Genomic DNA, 18,986 nt, shown 5'->3' with positions numbered 1-18,986 from the left:
CCCCCAGCGCCACGAGCCCCAGCCCCCGCCGCAGCCGGACGGCGCGAGGGCCCGCTTCCGTCAGCGCGAGCAGCAGCACGAACGCGTTCGCGAAGGCGTAGCTCCAGGTGTCACCCGCCAGGAGCACGCCCGCGAGCAGCGCGGAGGCGACGGCGGCGCGGGCCGGCGTGGCCTCGCGCAGGAAGCGCACGGCGGCCCAGAGCGCGGAGGGCAGGGTGGCGCCGGCCAGGAGGTACGCGAGGCTGCTCGTGAGACACACGAGGTAGCCGCTGAACGCGAACGCCAGCCCCGCGAAGAACGCCCCGGCCCGGGGCACCGCGTAGAGGCGCAGCAGGGCATACGTGCCCAGGAGGGCCAGCGGCGGACACAGCAGGACGGTGAGCTTCATCGCCGCGCCCGTGGACAGCACCAGCCCCAGCCACTGCGAGGGGTGGAACGCGGCGGACAGCATCATCCCCGGGAACGACTGGCCCAGCCCGTCGTAGGGGTACCAGCCGGGGAACCCGCCGTAGGCCACGCGCGCCGCCCAGTAACGGCGCAGGGGCGCGTAGACGAGCAGCATGTCTCGCCCGGTGAAGACCTGCGCGCTGAACACGGCCCGGTAGAAGAACAGGCACGTCAGGCCGAGCGCGCCGCCCACCACCGCCCAGGTCGCGCGCGAAGCCGGGGCTCGTGCTCCAGTGCGCTCCAGCGGTCCGGGGGGCTCCATCCAGGCGCGGATTGTTCCCGGTGGCGGGGCCCCCGTCCAGCGGACTCAGGGCCCGCGCGCCTTCAAGGGGTCCGCGACGTGCGCCGGGCCCATGGGCTCAGGTGCTGGCTCAGGTGCTGACTCAGGCGCCCTTCGCCGGGGCGAAGTACGAGGTGAAGGTCGTCACGTCCCGGTAGCCCATGCGCCGGTAGACGGGCGCCCCGGCGGGCGTGGCGTGCAGCACCGTGCGCTCCAGCCCCCACGTCCGCTTCGCTTCCTCCAGGGCATGGCGCATCACGGCCTCCGCGGCGCCCTGGCGACGGTGCTCGGCCAGCGTCGCCACGAGCGCGATGTAGGCGATGCCGTCCACGCGCATCACCGCGGTGGTGCTCCCCGGCACCCCGTCGCGACTCCCGACGAAGGCCCGGCACTCCGGCCCATAGATGCCCGGCGCGGCCAGCGCCTCGCGCCCGAGCACCTGAGGCATGTCGTAGCAGGCGGCGTTCACGTCCGCGATCGCGTTGCGGCCCCACTCGTCCCGCACCTGCTGGAGGTCGAGCTTCGGCAGGGGGCGGACTGGCGCGAGCAGCGTGTCCGCCACCATGCCCGTCGTGGTCATCCCGGGATGGAGGCCCCGCGTGGCGAGCACCGCGTCCGCGCGCTCCCGCAGCGAGGGCGCGAGCCAGTCCGGCGTCAGCGTGAAGGACCAGCCATGCGGCCCCCGCGCGAAGTAGCGCGCGGCCGAATCCAGGGCGCGCTCCAGCTCCGCCTCCGTCTCCGCCGGCTTCTGGAGGAACGCCATGTTCATCAGGGCCCACGACACGTTGCCCGCCGTGAGGAACACCTCCGGCCGCTCCACCACCTCGCCCACCGGCGTGCCCAGCGCGAACAGTCTCCAGGCTCCACGGAACTGCGCGTGCGACTCGTCGATCTCGGCTCGGGACATGGACACACCCCTCGGTGGGAATCAGAGAAGACGGATTCTCCGCGTTCCCCGAGCCTCGCGTCTACGTGCGTGGAGGCGGGGGCCTTGGTAAAGCGGAGCCGAACCGGGGCGCGAGGAGGATGACGCGATGAATCCACTGGAAGGGCAGCCCTGGCAGACGGCGTGTCGGGTGTGTGGCCGTCAGACGTGTCCGCGTCCGGAGGCCGTGGCCGCGTGGATGCGGACGATGCTGGACCGGGTGCACGGCACGCAGATGCGCGGCGCGGGCCAGCGGGGGCTGCGCGAGGCCCTGGCCATGGAGGGCGTGCTGATCACGACGCACCTGGAGGTGTGGTCGCGCGCGCTCGAAGGCGTGTGCCCGGACTGCATCGCGGAGGTCGCGCCAGAGACGGACGCGCGCCTGCAGGATCCGGAGGCGATGCACGAGGCCTCGCTGGAGCGCTGGCGCACGTCCGCGCCGGAGCTGGTGAGCGACGCGGTGGAGTCCGCGGTGGACGACGTGCTCGAAGCCGCGCGAGAGGCCGCGAGAAAAGCGGCCCCGCCGAAGCCGGCCTCCTAGAACGACTCCTTGAACGGTCGCAGGTCGACCTCCTGCGTCCACGCGGAGCGGTGCTGACGGTGGAGCTGCCAGTACGTCTCCGCGATGGCGTCGATGTCGAGCAGCCCGTCGTCCTCGCGCGCCAGCACCGGCTGCGGCGCGAGCGAGCGCAACCGCTCCCCGTTGATGCCGCCGTCGATGATGACGTGGGCGACGTGCAGGCCCTGGGGCCCGAACTCGCGCGCCATGCTCTGGGAGATCATCCGCAGTCCCGCCTTCGCCGCGGCGAACTGCGCGAAGCCCGGCTTGCCGCGCAGGCTGGCGGAGGCGCCGGTGAACAGCACCGTGCCCCGACCCAGTGGCACCATCGCCCGGGCCGCCTCGCGTCCGACGAGGAACCCGCCGAAGCAGCCCACCCGCCAGAAGTCCTCGAACAGCGCGGCGTCCAGCTCCCGGAAGGGGACCTTGCGGTTGTTGCCGGCGTTGAACACGACCAGGTCCACGGGCGCGAACCCGGGCCCCGGTGACAGGGCCCGCTCGAACAGCCGCACGACGTCCGCCTCCTTCGTCGTGTCGGCGACGATGGCTTCGCCACTGCCCTGGCGGGCGTAGAGCGTCTGGACCACCTGCGACACCCTCGCGCCGGTCCGTCCGGCGACGAGGACGTGGTGGCCCTGCGCGGCGAACTTCCGGCACAGGGCCGCGCCCAGGCCCTGTTCAGAGCCGACGCCCACGACGACCGCGGTGGGCTTGAGGGGGGAGGTCATGGGGGTGCAGCCTTTCTTCAAGAGAGGGAAGGCACGGCGGTTCCGCATCGTGCCCGGGACTCTTCGGCGAAGCCCTACGGAATGGCCGCCCTCCCACCGTGCTGTCCGGGGAAGGACGCGCGTCGCGCTAGCGGGTGGCGCGCAGCAGGGGCGTGCCCGCCGGAGCGCCGTTGACTCCGCCGTCCACGTAGAGATCCTGGCCATGCACGTAGGCCGCGTCGTCCGAGGCGAGGAACAGCACCGTCTTCGCGATCTCCTCGGGCTCGCCCAGGCGACCCAGGGGAATGGTGAGCGACAGCCCCTTCTCCAGCTTCGCGTACGCCTCCGGGGTGGGCGCCTGCGCGTCCCAGATGGGCGTGCGCGTCGCGCCCGGCGACACGACGTTGACGCGGATGCCCCGGGGCGCGAGCTCCGAGGCCAGCACGGCCACCATCGCCTTCAGCGCGCCCTTGCTCGCCGCATACGCCGAGTACCCGGGCACGCCCAGCTCGCTGTGCACCGACCCGGTGAGGATGACGGACGCCCCAGGCTTCAAGTGCTCCGCCGCCGCCTGCACGGTGAAGAAGACGCCGGTGACGTTCGTCTTCAGGATGGACTCGAACGCCTCCTGGGACGTCTTGCCCACGGGCGTCGTCCCCGCGATGCCCGCGTTGGCGAACACGATGTCCAGCTTGCCGAACCGCTCCACCGTCGCCGCCACCGCGCGCTCGAGCGCCGCCGGATCCGTGGCGTCCGCCTGCACCGCCAGCACGTTCGCTCCCAGCTCCTTCACCACCGCGTCGAGCGTCTCCCGGTTGCGCCCGGTGATGGCCACGCGCGCCCCTTCCGCCACGAACAGCCGGGCCGTCGCCAGCCCGATGCCACTGTTGCCGCCCGTGATCAGCGCCGTCTTTCCCTTGAGCCGTTCCATCCGAGTGCCTCCGGTTTGAGTGGTTTCATGATGAAACCAATTGAGGGATGGATAAACGCGGTGGTTTCGTTATGCAACCAGAAGGTGGAAGCCCTCGAAGGAGGCGGTGATGAGGCGGACGAGCATGGAGGGGGTGGCCTGCCCCGTGGCCCGGTCGCTGGATGTGATGGGGGACTGGTGGTCGCTGCTCATCGTGCGCGACGCGATGCTGGGGCTGCGCCGCTTCGGTGAGTTCCAGAAGAGCCTGGGCATGGCGAAGAACATCCTGTCCCAGCGCCTGAAGCACCTCGTGGCGCACGGCATCCTGGAGGTCCAGCCCGCGTCGGACGGCAGCGCCTGGCAGGAGTACGTGCTGACGCAGAAGGGGCGGCGCCTCTTCCCTGTCCTGGTGGCCCTGCGCGAGTGGGGCATGGAGCACTGCTTCGAGGAGGGCGAGCCGCGCACGGTGATGCTCGATACGGCGCAGGGGCTCCCCGTGAAGCCGCTGGAGTTGCGCGCGGCGGACGGGCGGCTGCTGGAGCTCCAGGACACGCGGTTGGAGCAGGAGCCACCAGAACGCTAGCGCCACGCAGGGCCCGGGCTGGTTAGGGTGTGTCCATGACGCGCCCTGCATCGGATTCGTGGACGCTGCCCTGGCTGGGGCTGGGGCTGAGCAGCAACCTGAGCGCTTCGGACGTGCCGCATCCGTACCGGTTGCTCGACGCGGCCCCCGGCCTGTTCGACTTCGTGGAGTACAGCGCCCCCATCGCGCTGGAGGAGGCGCGCGCCCAGGCCTCGCTCTTCCCGGAGATGTGGCGGCGTCGCGCGGACGTGCCGGTGCTCTTCCACCCGGTGCACCTGAACCTCTGGGGGCCGGAACTGGAGCCCGCGTCCGCGCTCGCGGAGCTGGACGCGCACGCCCGCGCGGTGGGCAGTCCGTGGGTGGGCAACGACGTGGGCTGGTGGCACGCGGGAGGCCAGCCCTTCCCGGGCTACCTCTACGTGACGCCGCCGTTCAACGAAGCGGGCCTGCGCGACTGCGCGGCGCACGCGCTCCACATCCAGGCCGCGTTGAGCGTCCCGCTGGTGGTGGAGAACCCCGCGGTGCTCGCCACGCGCGGGGACCTGCACGCGCTGGACTTCATGGCGAAGCTGCACGCGCGCACGGGACTGCCGCTGCTCCTGGACCTGGGCCACCTGCTCAGCCACCAGCTCTCCGCGGGCCTTCCGTTGCGCGCGGGGCTGGACGGCTTCCCGTTGGATCAGGTGGTGGAGATCCACCTCGCGGGCGGCGTGGTGACGCGCCGGGGCCCGCGGACCTTCTACGTCGATGACCACACGCAGCCCGTGCGTGAGGAGCTCTTCGAACTCCTGGCGGACGTCCTCCCGCGCTGCTCCCGCCTGCGCGCGGTCACCTTCGAGGGCGACGGCCATCCGCCGGAGGTGGCGCTCACCTCGCTGCGCCGCCTGCGCGCGCTGGTGCCGAAGGAGTCGCGACCTCCCATTGCCCATCCCGCGTCGCGCGAGCCCGTGCCCGCGCTCACCCAGGAGAGCCAGCCGTGGGCACTGTTCGACGCGGGCCACGGCGTGACGCCCGCCACCGAGGACGCGGATCCGGAAGGCACGCGCGCGGATCGGGACTTCCGGCTCGCGGTGGTGGCGGAGCAACTGGACCGTGAGTGGCCCCTGACGCGCTTGTTGCTTGCGGCCACGCCGGAGGGGCTGGAGTCCTTCACCCGCTCGCGCGAGTACCGCGCGCTCTTCGCCGGGCTGGGGCGGTCGCTGTCGCATGCGTTCGCGTCGTGGGCGCGCAAGCGCGTGATGACCGCGTCGTCAGGGCAGGGGCAGGACGGGGTGGCCGCCGCGCTGTCGCTGGAGATGATGCTGCCGCACGCCTTCCTGCAGGCTCCGCCGGCTCCAGCCCCGGGCCAGGTGGCCCTGGCCGAGGACGTCCGGTTGGGCTCCTTCCCGGCCGACCTGACGGAGCTGGTGTTCGCCACACGCGCATTGCGACGGCATCTCACCGGCCGTGCGTGGGCCTGCGGCGCGATGGAGGTGTCCGGCCTGGAGGCCCTGGCGCAGGTCGCGGCGCGGCCGGGTCCGGGGCCGTGGCGCTTCGCCATCCGCCGCAAGGGGCCGGGCTTCGAGGTCGTGACGCTGCCGCCGGGCGTGGCGGAGGGCTTGCGGGCATTGGCGGACGGCCCGCGTCCGGTGGAGGACCTGCCCGCGTGGCTGCTGGAGGAAGGGCAGGCGCGCGGGCTCTTGCGGCGGGCATAAGGCAGGCGGGGTGTCCGCCTTTCAACGGATCCTTGCGCCCACCTGTCTGGTGGGGTACTGCCCGCCGCATGTCGTCACCCCTCGTCGTTGGTATCGCGGGCGGCACCGCATCCGGCAAGACCACGGTGGCCCGCAAGGTGCGTGAGGCCCTCGCTGACTGCCGGGTCGCCTTCATTGATCAGGACTCGTACTACCGGGACCTGAAGGACATGCCCCTCGTGGACCGGCGGGAGGTGAACTTCGACCACCCGGACGCGTTCGACACGGAGCTGCTGGTGGACCACCTGCGCGCGCTGAAGCAGGGCAAGGCCATCCAGAAGCCCGTCTACGACTTCGTCACGTCCGGCCGCCAGCCGCACACGCACCGCGTGGACCCCGGGGACATCATCCTCATCGAGGGCATCCTCGTGCTGCACATGAAGGAAGTCCGCGACGAGATGGACGTGAAGATCTACGTCGACGCGGACGACGACCTGCGCATCCTTCGCCGCCTCACACGCGACATCAAGGACCGCGGCCGCGACTTCGACCACGTGGTGGGCCAGTACCTGCGCCACGTGCGTCCCATGCACATGGGCTTCGTGGAGCCGTCCAAGCACCACGCGGACATCATCATCCCGCACGGCGGCAACAACGACATCGCCATCGGGATGCTCGTGGGCGCGCTCCGGGCCCGGCTCGTCGCCCCGCAGCACCTGGCGCGCTGACGGCCTAGCGCCAGCGCAGGAAGTCCTGCACCGGCCCGCGCAGCCGGTGCGCGTCCGACAGCAGGGTGCCGTGATCTCCCGGCCCCTGCAGCTCCACGAACCGCGCCTGCACTCCGGACGCCGTCAGCAGGTGATACGTGTCGCGCACGCGACCCGCCGGTGCGAGCGCGTCCGTCGAGCCCGTCAGCAGCAGCACCCGCGCGCGGATCTGCGCGAACGTGTCCGTCAGGTCGCAGCCCGCGTACGCCGAGCACAGCAGCGACCAGGACAGCGGGTCGAACGTGTCCGCGAACGACGCGGCCTCCGCCTCCAGCGCCGCCTGCGCCGTCGCGTTGTCCGGATACGCGGCGTTCAGGTGCTCCCGCCCGTAGATGAGCTTGAGGTAGTCCAGCCGAAGCCGCGTCAGCGACCGGTTGGGGACGCGCTCGCGCAGAGGAGGGGTGTCCTCGTTGTCGGGCGCCATGCGCAGCACCTGCGACGTCAGGCCCAGCTTCTCGCGCAGTCCCTCGGGCAGCGCCCGCGCCGCGCCCAGCACCACCACGCTGCTCGTCAGCTCCGGGAACAGCGCCGCCAGCCGCAGCGCGACGACGCCGCCCAGGCCCACGCCCACCAGCGCCCGCACCTGGTTCAGCTCCTGGGCCCGCAGCAGCGCGGACACGCCCCGCGCCATGTCCAGCACGGTGAGCGGAGGCAGCGACGCGCCCCAAGCCCTGCCGGACGTCGGCTCCACCGTCAGTGGGGACGTGGATCCGAACGGGCTGCCCAGCAGGTTCGGCACCAGCACCGGCGTCGTCTCCGGATCCAACGCCTTGCCCGGGCCGATCAGCTCGCGCCCCCAGCCGAAGGGCTGATACGGCGCGTCCGGTCCGGTGCCCAACGCCTCGTGCGAATGGGACAGGTCGTGCAGCACCACCACCGCTTTGCCATCCGACGGTTTCCCGTAGGCCTGCCAGGCGATCTGCGGGTTGCCCAGCAGCTCCCCTTCCTCCAAGGGAAGGGGCACGGTGAACGATTGGATTCCCCCGGCCTGGAGCACGATGATGCAGGCTCATATCATTGCCTGCTCGTACGCACAGGAGCCTGACGCGTGAAGCGCTACTTTGGATTCATTGTTCTCATCGCCTTGGTGATTGTCGCCGCGGTGACGAGCTACCGCACTTCCGCGGCCCGGACGAAGGAGGCGGAGCGGGAGGCCGACTTCCGCCGCGTCCAGTCCGTCTACCTGGAGCGCGTGGGCTGGATGCGCACCAACCCGGATGAGGCCTCGTACCGGGACGAGCTGAAGCCCTTCTTCAAGACGTACTTCGATGACGTCGATGAGCACCTGACGCGCTTCGACGGCAACAAGAAGTTCGACGGCTACCTGGCGGAGCTGGAGAAGCGCGCGGAGTCCGGCGGCGAGAAGAAGGACGCGCGCGCGGGTGACCGCAAGGCGTTCTACGAGTACGCGCGCAAGCAGTTCGACAACCTGCGCGAGGGCCGCTACCGCCCCATCTGGACCGCCACCGACAAGGGCATGCGCCTGGACGTGGTGAGCTCCGACGTGGTGATGGTGATGGGCAAGCCCCAGGTGCGCCTGCAGCTGGCGCTGTGGGGCGCGCAGCGCACGGAGAAGGACGAGGGCAAGGTGAAGAAGATGGTCACCAGCGCCTCGTTCGAGACGGTGTGGAAGCTCACCGACGCGAAGGGCAAGCTGCTGGGCGAGATGCGCGGTGGCGACCCGTCGATGAAGATCGACTACCCCGAGCGCCTCATCCCCGAGTTCCCGCCGCAGATGGTCCTGGGCCACTACGACCTGGACCTGCTGCCCGCGGACGTCGCGAAGCTGGAGACGACCATCAACATCTCCTCGCACGCGGCCTCCGGTGGCAACGCCAACGCCACGTACACGTGGAAGCTGGACGTGCCGTCGGAGTGGAAGCTGGGCGCCAACGAGACGTGGGAAGGCGCCACCCAGGAGGAGCGGCCGGAGGAGGAGATCGACCCGGCCAAGGCCTCCGCCAAGAAGGGCGAGTAGCCCTTCGCTTCCAACGAAGGGCGAGCAGCGAAGACCGGGAGCCCTTCGCCGTCGTTACTCGACGACGGCGAAGTGGGACCCCAGCCGGTACGCGGACAGCGTGCCGGCGTCGTCCAGGAAGTAGAGGTTGAGGCGCACGTCGGCCTGGAGCGCCACGAGCCCCACCCCCGCGCGCACCTCCGCGAGCACCTGTCCGCCGCGAGGATCCACCGCGCGCACCACCTCGCCCGCCACCAGCGTCACGTCCCGCGCGGTGCGCGCCGGCAGCGCGGTGATCAGCGGCTCGCCCGCGGCCCCCACGCGCCAGTCCACCTGCCCGGACAGGGACACGCGAGCGGCGGCCCCGGACGCGCTCGTCACCACCACCGCGCGGGGCAGCGACGCCAGCGCATAGGGCCCGGGACCCAGGTGCAGCGCGCGCTCCCACACCTTGCGCCCGCGCGCGTCCAGGCACACCAGGAGCCCGTCTTCATCGCGCATCCCGGCCAGGAACACCCGCGTGCCCATGGGCAGCGGCGTGGAGGGCAGGGTGAGGTCCGGCTCGTACGTCCACAGCGACTCGCCGGTGTGCGCGTCCGCGAGCAGCAGCGCGTGGTGCGAGCCGCGCCCCAGGAGCACCAGGAAGCGCCGGCCCCACGCCACTGCGGGCCCGTGGAAGGGCATGGGCGAGCGCAGCCGGTAGCGCACCTGCCCGTCCTCCAGGTCCAGGCCATACAGGTAGCCCGAGTCCGTGGAGAGCAGCGCCCGGTGACCCTGCGTGGCCAGCCACCCGCGCTGGGTGCGCGGCGGGGCCAGGCGCCACACCTCGCGGCCCGTGGTCTCCGCGAAGGCCACCGCGGTGCGGTCCTCCGACAGCGTCAAGAGCAGCCCGTCCTTGCGCAGGAGCAGCGGGCCCAGCGGGATGCCGTCATGATCATGCAGCCACCGCGCGCCCGCGCCCCGGCCGGTGAAGCCGAACACGCGCGCCCCGTCCGCCGCCACCGCGTGGCCATCCGCGGACGCCGCCACGCCCAGCGACGCCGAGCGCCGCCACAGCCCCGCGCCGTCCTTGCGGGAGAACGCGCACGCGAGCCCCGGCGCGCAGTACACCGGCCCGTGCCGGCCCACGAGCAGCCGCGCCTCCTCCGGCTCCTCCAGCCCCCGCTGCTCCCACAGCTTCTCGAAGCGCAGCCGCCGCAGCCGTCCGGGGACCTTCAGGGGGCGCGACTCGCCGCGCGCGGGCGGGCTCTTGCGCTCCCGCGCCTCCCCCTGGGCCTCGGGCGGCGTCCTGGCTCCCCGCAGGTGCGACAGGCCCTCGCGGCAGCGCTCCGTCAGCTCCACGAGGTACGGGTTGGAGACCTGGACGCGGTGGGCCTCCGCGAAGGCCAGGCCCAGCGCCTCGCCCAACTGGAAGAGGGCGGCCAGCAGCTCGGCGGGCTCCAGCGGGAAGTACGCCCCCGTGGGACCCGACTTCGCCCGCTTCCCCTTCAGGTCCAGCGTCAGCATGGGGCGCACGCCCGCGGGCTCGAACTCGAAGCGGGCCTCGCCCAGCTCCACCGCCCGCGCCAGCTCCACCGCCTGCCGGGACAGCTCCAGCACGGTGAGGAAGGGGGGCCCCTGCGCGCGCCACGCCTGCGGCCGCCCGGGGAGCGCGAGCCACACCTCGCCCGCGCCCAGCAGCGGCGCCAGCGCCCCGGACGTGCCCTTCGCGGGGCCCTCGCGGGAGGCCGGGGAGATGTCCTTCAGCTCGAAGCCGAAGCCCGGCACGGAGACGGGCTCGATGCGCAGCGGGAGGGGATGGACCGGGGCCTCCTCGTGGGTCGGAGCGGGCTTCGCGAGCCCCTTGAGGGCCTCGCCCAGCTTCCGGACGAGCGCGGGGGACAGCGCCCGGGGGGCCACCTTCGCCACGTCCTGGAGGAAGCGCTGGCCGCTCTGGCGGGTCGCCCTGGTCAATTCCTCCGTGTCAACCTTAATAGGTGGGCGCAGCAAATGGGCGGGCCGGGCGAGGCTCGCGACAGAAAGTTCGATGTCCGGTCCGATGCGCCGGAGCACCAGCTCCAGGTGGGCCTCCGTCAACGAAACCTGGGCGAGCCGGCGCGTGCCGGCATGGAGCGCCGCCACGGCCTCCACCAGAGCGGGAATGACCTCCGCCAGGGGCTCTTCCACCGCCCCGGACAGCAGGTTCACTCCGTCCAACTCCAGCGCGATGGAATCGAGCGGGGAGGCTGACGGTTCGCGCTTCCAACGCTGTCCGATGCGTATGCGGGTCATTTACGTTCGTTGACAAGCCAGTTTAGCGGTGGCTAGCATCCGCCGCCCATACGGACCTACATTTTTGTAACCGTTCGGAATTCTTGGGGATTACTCGATGACATTTTACGAGGCCGCGCTCCGAGTGCTGGAGAGCGAAGGTCGCCCCCTGCATTTCCTTGAGATCACGGAGAAGTCCATCCAGCTGAGCCTGCTGTCCCACATCGGCAAGACACCGGAAGTGACGATGCTGTCGCGTCTGGCTGCCATGGCGCGGCGGACGCGGGATCGCAAGGTGATTGTCACGGCGAAGGATACCTTCGCACTGACGGATTGGTCACTCTCCGAGGATGCCGAGGCACTTGCTCAGACGGGCGTGATGGAGCCGCATCCGGAGGAAGAACTGCCTCCCCTGCGGCCGGTGGAGCGCCACCCGGAGCCGCGCACGGACAACGTGCGCGCGTCGGGACGTGGCACCGAACGCAAGCGTCGCCGCGACGAGGGCGACGAGGAGCGGGGTCGCAGGAAGCGCTTCCCGCCGCTGGCCGAGGTCGTGTTCGAGATCCTCAGCGAGGCGGACGTCGGCCTGCGCACGGATCAGCTCATCGAGCGCGCCAAGGCGAAGGAGCTGTGCGCCGAGGAGACGACGGTGGAGGCGGTGCTCACCGCCCTGCTGGAGGACAACCAGCGCCGCATCGACGCGGGCCGCCGGCCCCAGTACGCCTTCAACCAGGAGTCGGGGGAGGTGTCGCTGGAGCGCGCGGGTGCGCCGAGCGAGGCGCCGCCCCTGGAGCTGCAGGCGGCGTTCGCGCAGGCCCTGGGCATCCCGCTGGAGGGAGGCCGCCCGGTGCTGGGCAAGCCCGTCCCCGGCGTCGTCGAGCCCCTGGTGGACGAGGCCCTCATCACCACCGCGCGCACGGCCCTCAAGGACGCGCGGCGGGCGGTGGCGCGCGGGCTGCGCAAGCGCCTGGGCGAAGCGGACGTGGGCACCTTCGAGAAGTCCGTCGTGAAGATGATGCACGGCCTGGGCTTCCGCGAGCTGAAGGTCGCCAAGCGCTCCAAGGAAGGCCCCCTGCTCACCGCGCGCAAGCGCGAGGGCAGCGTGGAGCTGCGCTACGCGGTGCGCATGCTCAAGGGCATGCCGGGCGTGGACCGCAAGACGGTGCAGGAGCTGCGCCGCGACCTGGGCCACTACTCGGCGCAGGTGGGTCTGCTGGTGAGCGCGGGCGAGGTGCGCGGCGACGCGCGCTCCGAGGCGCAGGCCACGGGCTCGCTGGTGATGCTGTGGTGCGGCGACGCGCTGGGTGAGAAGTTCCTGGAGGCCCGCACGGCCGTCAACGTCACCCAGGTGGAGCTGTACGACATCGACGAGGCCTTCTTCGCGGCCGCGAAGCTGGATGCCGAAGAGGCCCAGCGCCGCCGCGAGGAGCGCAAGAGCGAGAAGCAGGCCCGCGAGGAGGGCGGCGACGTGGAGGCCTCCGCGTCCCCCGCCGAGGACCGGCCGGAGCGCGAGGAGCGCCCCGAGCGTTCCGACCGCCCCGAGCGCGGTGACCGGCAGGAGCGCGCCGAGCGCCGTCGCGACCGGCAGCGCGCGCGCAACGAGGCCCGTGACGCGGCCGCCGCCGCGCCCTCGGCCGAAGCGCCCGAGCCCAAGGCGTCACCGGTGGCCGCCGCGCCGCCGGCCGCCGCCGGGTTCACGCCGTCGTCCGAGGAGGATGACTCCGACGAGGGTGATGACGAGGAGGGTGACGACGACCTGGAGGCCGCCACCGCCTTCGTGGGAGGCGCCAAGGAAGGCGCCGAGGGTGGCACCGCGGAGAGCAACGCCTCCGAGCGCAAGCGCCGCCGCCGCCGTCGTCGGGGTCGTCGCGGCCGTGGCACCCGCGGAGCGGAGGGCGGGCCCGCGGGCGAGGCCGGCGCACCCTCGACGGTGGAGGCCATCGCCGCCTCGGGTGAGATCGCCACGCCGTCCGCGGGAGGCATCGTCGAAGGCGAAGGCCAGGTCGCGCTCGCGGGCGAGTCCCTGCCCGTCATCGCGGACGCCGCCACCCGCTCCCCGGGCGGGGAGGCGGCCGTCGCCGCGCCGAGCGAGGGCAACGCCTGGCATGCGGGCGAAGCCGTGAAGGCCCCGGCGGAGCCCGAATCGCCTGAGGCCGCGCGGGCCCGGGCCGAGGCCGCGCAGGCCGCGTCCGATGCCGTGACGCCGGGTGCGAGCCCCGCGTTGTCGGCGGACGAGGCGTCCGAAGCGGTGGCGTCCGGCGAGGCCGCCGCGTCCCTGGGCGGGCAGTCCGGGGAGAACCGGGAGCCGTCTTCCGGGCAGGGTGATCCGCCCGAGGGCAAAGAGGGCTGAAGCCCCTGCACGGAATCAGGTGCGGTGGACGCGGGAGTGTTAGCCTAGCGGGGCCATGAAGCCGGCCCTGCTGCTCACCTCCTGCGTGCTGTTACTCGGGGCCTGCCGCTCGCAGGCCCCGCGCTATCCGGTGGCGCCGGTGGAGCTGTCCGGGGACACGGTGCAGGACAACGCCCTGCTGGGCTTCGGTCCGGACGGCGTGCGGGAGCTGTTCTCCGACGCGCTGGAGACCTCCGGGCGCTTCGAGCTGGTGGGGGACGAGGTCCCCAAGAAGGCCCGTCCCTGGCGGCTGTCGCTGGAGGTGCCCTTCACCCGCGAGGTGCTGAAGGACGGCAACCCCCACAGCTTCGCGGAGGTGGGCGCCAACCTGTCCCTGGAGCGCTTTGGCGGGGCCATGCCCCAGCGCTACGAGGTCGTGGGGCTGGGCGAAGCGCCCGTGCAGGAGGACTCGCAGGAGGGCCGCCGGGCCGCCATGCGCGCCGCGCTTGAGAGCGTGCTCCGGCAGGTGACGGAGTCCGCGTCGATGCAGCTCGCCGCGCTGGAGCGCACCGACGAGGCGCTGGTGGCGGACCTGCGGGCCGCCGACGCGCGCATGCGCGAGTTCGCCCTCCGGACGCTGGCCGAGCGCAAGCACCCGGCCGCCGCGCCGCTCCTGATTGAGCGCCTCAAGGACACCAGCGACGCGGACGCGGTGCGCCGCACCATTGGCGCGCTGGCGGAGATGAAGGCCAAGAGCGCGGTGCCGGCGCTCATCGACCTGGCGCGCGGCCGCGACTCCAGCTTCCTGCAGGAGATCGTCTTCGCGGTGGGCGAGATTGGCGGCCCGGAGGCGGAGGCGTACCTGTACACGGTGGCCCAGGGCCACGACACGCCGTCGGTGCAGGCCGCCGCGCAGCAGGCGCTCGACACGCTCTACGCATCACGCAACCACGCAACGGTGGAGGCGCGTGGCCAGGGCCACGCGGACCCTTGAGTATGAGGCAATCGCTGTCGACGGTGGGGGGCCTGGCCCTCCTGGCCACCACGCTCGTGGGCCCTGGATGCGCGAAGCGCGTCGCGACGGATGCGGGCCCGGCGCCCGAGTCCATCGCCGAGTACTACCCGCTCGCGGTGGGCAACCAGTGGACGTACCGGCTCGACGGACGGGACGACAAGCCCGTCACCGTGGAGATCGTCAAGGAGCAGGACGGGTACTTCCTGGACAACCAGGGCGGTCAGCTCTCCGTGGACGCCTTCGGCCTGCGCGACCCCAAGCGCTACCTGCTGCGCGGCCCGCTGGAGGCCGGGCGCGGGTGGAACAACGTGGTGTCCGTGTCGTCCACGGAGCGCTACCAGTTGGTGCAGGTGGGCTTCGCCTGCCAGGTGCCCGCGGGCTCGTTCCCCAACTGCGTCAGCGTGGAGGGCAGAAACCGCGTGGACGCGCAGACGACGCTCGTCAACACGATGACCTTCGCCGCGGGCGTGGGGCTCGTGCGCGTGGACGTGGCCACGGAGCACGCGGGCAAGCGCGTGCCGCAGACGGAGCTGGAGCTGACGAAGTTCAAGGTGGCCCCCGCGAACGCGGGCGCGACCCCTCCGCCCGCCACGAACTGATGGCCGTGGAGACGCACGAGCTGACGCAGGACGCGCGCATCCTGGGCTTCCTCGCCGAGGGCGGGGAGGGCTTCATCTCCGGCGAGGCCCTGTCCAACCGGCTGGGCCTGTCGCGCACCGCGGTGTGGAAGCACGTGGAGTCGCTGCGCCTGAAGGGCTACCGCATCGAAGCGGTGCCCGCGCGCGGCTACCGGCTGGTGGCCCGGCCGGACCGGCTCTCCGCGCTGGAGGTCCACCCGCTGCTCGCCACGCGAGCGCTGGGCCGCGTGCTGCACCACCACGAGACCATCGGCTCCACCAACGCGGCGGCCTTCCGGCTGGCGCAGGACGGCGCGGTGCACGGCACGGTGGTGGTGGCCGAGCAGCAGACGGCGGGGAAGGGGCGCCGGGGTCGCGCCTGGGTGTCCCCCCCGGGCCTCAACCTGTACTTCTCCGCCATCCTTCGCCCGGTGCTGCCCCCCCAGCAGGCCCCGGAGCTCACGCTGGTGGCGGCCGTGGCCCTGGCGGAGACGCTGCGCGAGGCGGGCTCCGACGCGGCCATCAAGTGGCCCAATGACGTCCAGCTGGGGGGCCGCAAGGTGGCGGGCATCCTCACGGAGCTGTCCGCGGAGCCGGAGCGCGTGCACTTCGTCATCGTGGGCGTGGGCGTCAACCTCAACGCGGGCTCGGAAACCTTCCCGGAGGAGCTGCGCGACACCGCCACGTCGCTCTCCCAGGTCCTGGGCCGGCCGGTGGCCCGCGCGGCCTTCGCCGCGGCCCTGTGGACGCGGCTGGAGGCCTGGCTGGACACGTACCTCTCCACCGGCTTCGACGCGGTGCGTACCCGCTGGAAGGCCCTGTCGAGCACCCTGGGACAGCAGGTGCGGGTGCGGACGGACCGGGGCGACTGGGAAGGTTTCGCGGAGGACATCGACCCCACGGGGGCCCTGATGGTGCGCACGGCGGACGGCCGCGTGGAGCGGGTGCTCGCGGGCGACGTCGAGCAGGTGCGCGCTTCGCGGTAGAGTGCCGGCCGTGATGCTCCTCGCCATCGACGTCGGCAACACCAACACCGTGCTCGGCGTGTACGAAGGCCGGCGGCTGTTGGACCACTGGCGCCTGGAGACGAGCGCCCGGCGCAGCGCGGACGAGTACGGCATCCTTGTGCGCCAGCTCTTCAACTGGAGCAGCATCGACGCGACGCAGGTGAAGGCCGTCGTCGTCTCCAGCGTGGTGCCGCCGCTCCAGTTCATCCTGGAGAAGATGAGCGAGCGCTACTTCAAGACGCGCCCCATGTTCGTCGGCCCGGGCGTGAAGACGGGCATGCCCATCCTCTACGACAACCCGCGCGAGGTGGGCGCGGACCGCATCGTCAACGCGGTGGCCGCCTTCGAGAAGCACCACCGGGGCCTCATCGTGGTGGACTTCGGCACCGCGACGACGCTGGACGCGGTGACGCCCAAGGGCGAATACCTGGGGGGCGCCATCTGCCCCGGCATCAACATCTCCATGGAGGCCCTGTTCCAGAACGCCTCCAAGCTGCCGCGCGTGGAGTTCGCGCGGCCGCCGCACGTGGTGGGCCGCAACACCGTGCACTCCATGCAGTCGGGCTTCGTCTACGGCTACGTGAGCATGGTGGACGGCCTGTGCGCCCGCATGGAGGCGGAGATGGGCTTCTCCGCCAAGGTTGTTGCCACCGGGGGGCTTGCCCCTTTGGTGGCCAGCGAATCGAAGGTCATCCAGGAAGTGGATGAGTTCCTCACCCTGGAGGGCCTGCGCATCATCTACGGAAGGAATCACGCGTCATGAGCCTCGCCCCGGATCCCACCATCCCGGCCCCACCCCCGGGCTGCCCCTTCAACGCTGAATTCCTGCCGCCCAACCTGCGCAAGCACGTGGACCCCAACGCCCCCGTGCCCCTGCGGATGATGGCGGCCAAGTCGCTCGTGCCGCTGAACCCGGCGGACATGCTGGGCGCCCTCTTCATGCTCACGTTCGACCCCGAGGCGAACGTCCGCGAGACGGCGGCCAAGACGTGCGCGGGGCTGCCGGACCGCATCCTCGGCTCCGCGCTGCGCGACGAGGGCGTGCCGCCGCCCGTGCTGGGCTACTTCCTGGGCCTGTTGAAGGACAAGGAAGCCTACGCGGAGATGCTCGTCCTCAACTCGGAGACGCCGGACGACGCCGTCGCCGCGGTGGCCTCCACGTGCAGCCCGAAGGTGGCGGAGATCATCTCGCAGAACCAGCTGCGCCTGCTGCGCCACGAGGACATCGTCCGCAACCTGTGCCTCAACCCGGGCGCCCCGGCGTCGCTCGTGGACAGCATCTGCGACTTCGCGGTGCGCAGCGGCCTCATCCTCGCGGACGTGCCGGCGATGCAGGCCGCCCGCGTGCGCATCTACGGCCCGCAGGCCGCCGCGGCGCCCCCGGATCCGGGCCCCACGGCCGAGGAGGTCATCGCGGAGCTGGGGACGGCGGCGGACAAGGACGACGAAGCGCCCCTGGAAGAGGGCAAGCGGCTGACGCTCGCCCAGCGCATCATGAAGATGTCCATCGCGGAGAAGATCAAGCTGGCGACGCTGGGCAACAAGGAAGCGCGCACGGCCCTCATCCGCGACACCAACAAGCTCGTCTGCGTGGCCGTCATCCGCAGCCCGCGCATCACCGACGGCGAGGTGCTCGCGAGCGCCGCCAACCGCGCCGTCAACGAGGACGTGCTGCGCGTCATCTACAACAACCGCGAGTGGACGAAGCTCCAGAAGGTGAAGCTCGCGCTGGTGAAGAACCCCAAGGTGCCGCTCACCGTCACCATGAAGTTCCTCAACACGCTGCGCGACGCGGAGCTGAAGGACCTGGCGCGCGACAAGAACGTGCCCGCCGCCGTGCAGTCCTTCGCCAAGAAGCTGCATGAGAAGAAGACCGCCCCCAAGAAGGACGGCGGCGGTCACTGACGGCGGGGCCCGTGCCCGGGTGATGGCAGGGGAGGGCGGTCACGCCGCGCCTTCCCCGGCTGAAAGGGCCCCGGAGGGGGCCCCAAGACTCGGGCCGGAACTCAGGCCGCGGCTTCCTCGTCGAGCTCGTCGCCCACGGAGGTTCCGGGCTCGTCCAGCAGCTGCTGGGCGATGGCGAGCGCCTTCTTGGTCTTCTCGCGCAGCTTCTCGTCGCCCTTGATGCGCGCGTAGAGCTTCGTCACGCGCTCGTCGTTGCGCACCGCCGCCTGCTCCAGCTCGGTGATGCGTCCACGCAGCCCCTCGGCCTCCGAGGCCGCCTGGGCGCCCTGCGCGGACAGGTCCGACTGCGCCTGCTCCAGCTGGGAGCGCAGGCCTTCCGCCTCCTGCTGGGCGGCCTCCACCTGGGAGCGCAGGCCCTCGGCCTCCTCGCGCGCCGCCTGGAGGTCCGCGTCCTGCTGGGCCAGCTGGGCCCGCAGGGACTCCACCTCACCCTGGAGCGCCTGGGCCTGGGCCTGGTGCTGATCCAGCTCCGCCTGGAGCGTGCCCAGCTTCGCGGTGGCGCCGCGGGCCTCTTCCTTGGCGGTGGCCAGCTGCTGATCCACGCGCTTGCGCTCCGTGGTGAGCTGCTCGGTGCGGCTGGTGAGCGTCTTGATCTGCGCGTCCCGGCGCGACAGCTCCTCGTCGGAGGTGCTGGCCTTCTGCTCCAGCTCCAGGTGCTGATCCTTCAGCTCGATGATCTCCTGGTCCTTCTGGTTCAGCTCCGACTTGAGGCGCAGGATCTCCTTGTCGCGCTTGTTGACGGTGTCCCGGAGCGCGAAGGTGTCCTTGTCGTTCTTGCCCACGCTGGAGCGCGACGTCTCCAGCTCCGTCGTCTTCGCCTGGAGCTCGGACTCCAGCGACTGCACGCGCTCCTCGGCCTGCGTCGCCTGCCCGCGCGAGTCCTCCAGCGCGCTCTGCAGCTCCGCCACCTTCGCGCGCAGGTTGCGCAGCTCCGCGACGTCCGCCGCGGAGGGGCCCGTGGCCACCGGGGCCGCCACGGCGGCGGGGCGGGACGC

Annotated in this window: 17 protein-coding genes and 1 pseudogene; 11 read left to right on the top strand and 7 right to left on the bottom strand. The window is 71.9% G+C overall.

The features are described from left to right. Together D7V93_RS15390 and D7V93_RS15385 are read right to left on the bottom strand one after the other, a co-directional pair. Nucleotides 1-709: hypothetical protein (locus tag D7V93_RS15390; protein WP_208723033.1), on the bottom strand; the 709-nt coding region annotated here is incomplete at its 3' end. 121 nt (nt 710-830) lie between these two features. Beyond that, a complete protein-coding gene (locus D7V93_RS15385) occupies nt 831-1,634 on the bottom strand; it encodes a GNAT family N-acetyltransferase (RefSeq protein WP_120644138.1) in 804 nt (267 codons plus the stop codon). A gap of 127 nt (nt 1,635-1,761) precedes the next feature. On the opposite strand from D7V93_RS15385, the gene D7V93_RS15380 reads away from it, so the two are divergent. Beyond that, nucleotides 1,762-2,193 carry a hypothetical protein gene (locus D7V93_RS15380; RefSeq protein WP_120644136.1) on the top strand — a complete coding sequence of 144 codons (432 nt, stop codon included), beginning with the start codon at nt 1,762-1,764 and terminating at the stop codon, nt 2,191-2,193. On the opposite strand, the gene D7V93_RS15375 is transcribed toward D7V93_RS15380, so the two are convergent. Continuing rightward, complete coding sequence (locus D7V93_RS15375) at nt 2,190-2,939, bottom strand: SDR family NAD(P)-dependent oxidoreductase (RefSeq protein WP_120644135.1); 750 nt, start codon at nt 2,937-2,939, stop codon at nt 2,190-2,192. The genes D7V93_RS15380 and D7V93_RS15375 overlap by 4 nt on opposite strands. Before the next feature lie 127 nt (nt 2,940-3,066). Then, the gene (locus D7V93_RS15370; RefSeq protein WP_120644134.1) at nt 3,067-3,849 is read right to left on the bottom strand and encodes an SDR family NAD(P)-dependent oxidoreductase; all 783 of its coding nucleotides are present in this window, start codon (nt 3,847-3,849) and stop codon (nt 3,067-3,069) included. A gap of 109 nt (nt 3,850-3,958) precedes the next feature. On the opposite strand from D7V93_RS15370, the gene D7V93_RS15365 reads away from it, so the two are divergent. From D7V93_RS15365 to udk, 3 genes are all read left to right on the top strand, one after another. Beyond that, nucleotides 3,959-4,411 carry a winged helix-turn-helix transcriptional regulator gene (locus D7V93_RS15365; protein ID WP_120644133.1) on the top strand — a complete coding sequence of 151 codons (453 nt, stop codon included), beginning with the start codon at nt 3,959-3,961 and terminating at the stop codon, nt 4,409-4,411. 35 nt (nt 4,412-4,446) lie between these two features. Then, nucleotides 4,447-6,105, top strand: coding sequence for an MbnB/TglH/ChrH family RiPP precursor modification enzyme (locus D7V93_RS15360; RefSeq protein WP_120644132.1), 1,659 nt, complete (start codon nt 4,447-4,449; stop codon nt 6,103-6,105). 68 nt (nt 6,106-6,173) lie between these two features. Continuing rightward, nucleotides 6,174-6,812, top strand: a complete 639-nt coding sequence (gene udk, locus D7V93_RS15355; protein WP_120644131.1) for a uridine kinase — start codon at nt 6,174-6,176, stop codon at nt 6,810-6,812. A 4-nt stretch (nt 6,813-6,816) separates the two neighbouring features. On the opposite strand, the gene D7V93_RS15350 is transcribed toward udk, so the two are convergent. Continuing rightward, nucleotides 6,817-7,848: a homoserine O-acetyltransferase family protein gene (locus tag D7V93_RS15350; RefSeq protein ID WP_120644130.1), complete on the bottom strand. Its 1,032-nt coding sequence runs from the start codon at nt 7,846-7,848 to the stop codon at nt 6,817-6,819. A gap of 51 nt (nt 7,849-7,899) precedes the next feature. On the opposite strand from D7V93_RS15350, the gene D7V93_RS15345 reads away from it, so the two are divergent. Next, nucleotides 7,900-8,829, top strand: a complete 930-nt coding sequence (locus D7V93_RS15345) for a hypothetical protein (RefSeq protein WP_120644129.1) — start codon at nt 7,900-7,902, stop codon at nt 8,827-8,829. Nucleotides 8,830-8,883: 54 nt separating this feature from the next. Here the strand turns inward: D7V93_RS15345 and D7V93_RS15340 are convergent, their stop codons facing one another. Next, entirely contained in the window at nt 8,884-11,079 is a 2,196-nt protein-coding gene (locus D7V93_RS15340) for an outer membrane protein assembly factor BamB family protein (RefSeq protein WP_120644128.1), read from the bottom strand. A gap of 97 nt (nt 11,080-11,176) precedes the next feature. On the opposite strand from D7V93_RS15340, the gene D7V93_RS15335 reads away from it, so the two are divergent. The 6 genes from D7V93_RS15335 to D7V93_RS15310 are packed head-to-tail and all read left to right on the top strand — an operon-like array spanning nt 11,177 to nt 17,931. Continuing rightward, nucleotides 11,177-13,408, top strand: coding sequence for an HTH domain-containing protein (locus D7V93_RS15335; protein WP_120644127.1), 2,232 nt, complete (start codon nt 11,177-11,179; stop codon nt 13,406-13,408). Between the two features lie 55 nt (nt 13,409-13,463). Next, nucleotides 13,464-14,381, top strand: a complete 918-nt coding sequence (locus D7V93_RS15330) for a HEAT repeat domain-containing protein (protein WP_120644126.1) — start codon at nt 13,464-13,466, stop codon at nt 14,379-14,381. A 2-nt stretch (nt 14,382-14,383) separates the two neighbouring features. Next, nucleotides 14,384-15,001: a hypothetical protein gene (locus tag D7V93_RS15325; RefSeq protein WP_120644125.1), complete on the top strand. Its 618-nt coding sequence runs from the start codon at nt 14,384-14,386 to the stop codon at nt 14,999-15,001. Further along, on the top strand, nt 15,001-16,005 hold the full coding sequence (locus D7V93_RS15320; RefSeq protein ID WP_120644124.1) for a biotin--[acetyl-CoA-carboxylase] ligase: 1,005 nt from the start codon (nt 15,001-15,003) through the stop codon (nt 16,003-16,005). Before D7V93_RS15325 ends, D7V93_RS15320 begins: the two co-directional genes overlap by 1 nt. 13 nt (nt 16,006-16,018) lie before the next feature. Then, nucleotides 16,019-16,789, top strand: coding sequence for a type III pantothenate kinase (locus D7V93_RS15315; protein WP_120644137.1), 771 nt, complete (start codon nt 16,019-16,021; stop codon nt 16,787-16,789). Beyond that, nucleotides 16,786-17,931, top strand: coding sequence for a hypothetical protein (locus D7V93_RS15310; protein WP_120644123.1), 1,146 nt, complete (start codon nt 16,786-16,788; stop codon nt 17,929-17,931). Before D7V93_RS15315 ends, D7V93_RS15310 begins: the two co-directional genes overlap by 4 nt. Nucleotides 17,932-18,032: 101 nt before the next feature. On the opposite strand, the pseudogene D7V93_RS15305 reads toward D7V93_RS15310, so the two are convergent. Then, a pseudogene (locus D7V93_RS15305) lies at nt 18,033-18,986 on the bottom strand (response regulator); the annotation flags it as partial.

This window comes from Corallococcus llansteffanensis (assembly GCF_003612055.1).
Taxonomy (GTDB): domain Bacteria; phylum Myxococcota; class Myxococcia; order Myxococcales; family Myxococcaceae; genus Corallococcus; species Corallococcus llansteffanensis.
This window is presented reverse-complemented; position numbering and strand designations above follow the sequence as displayed.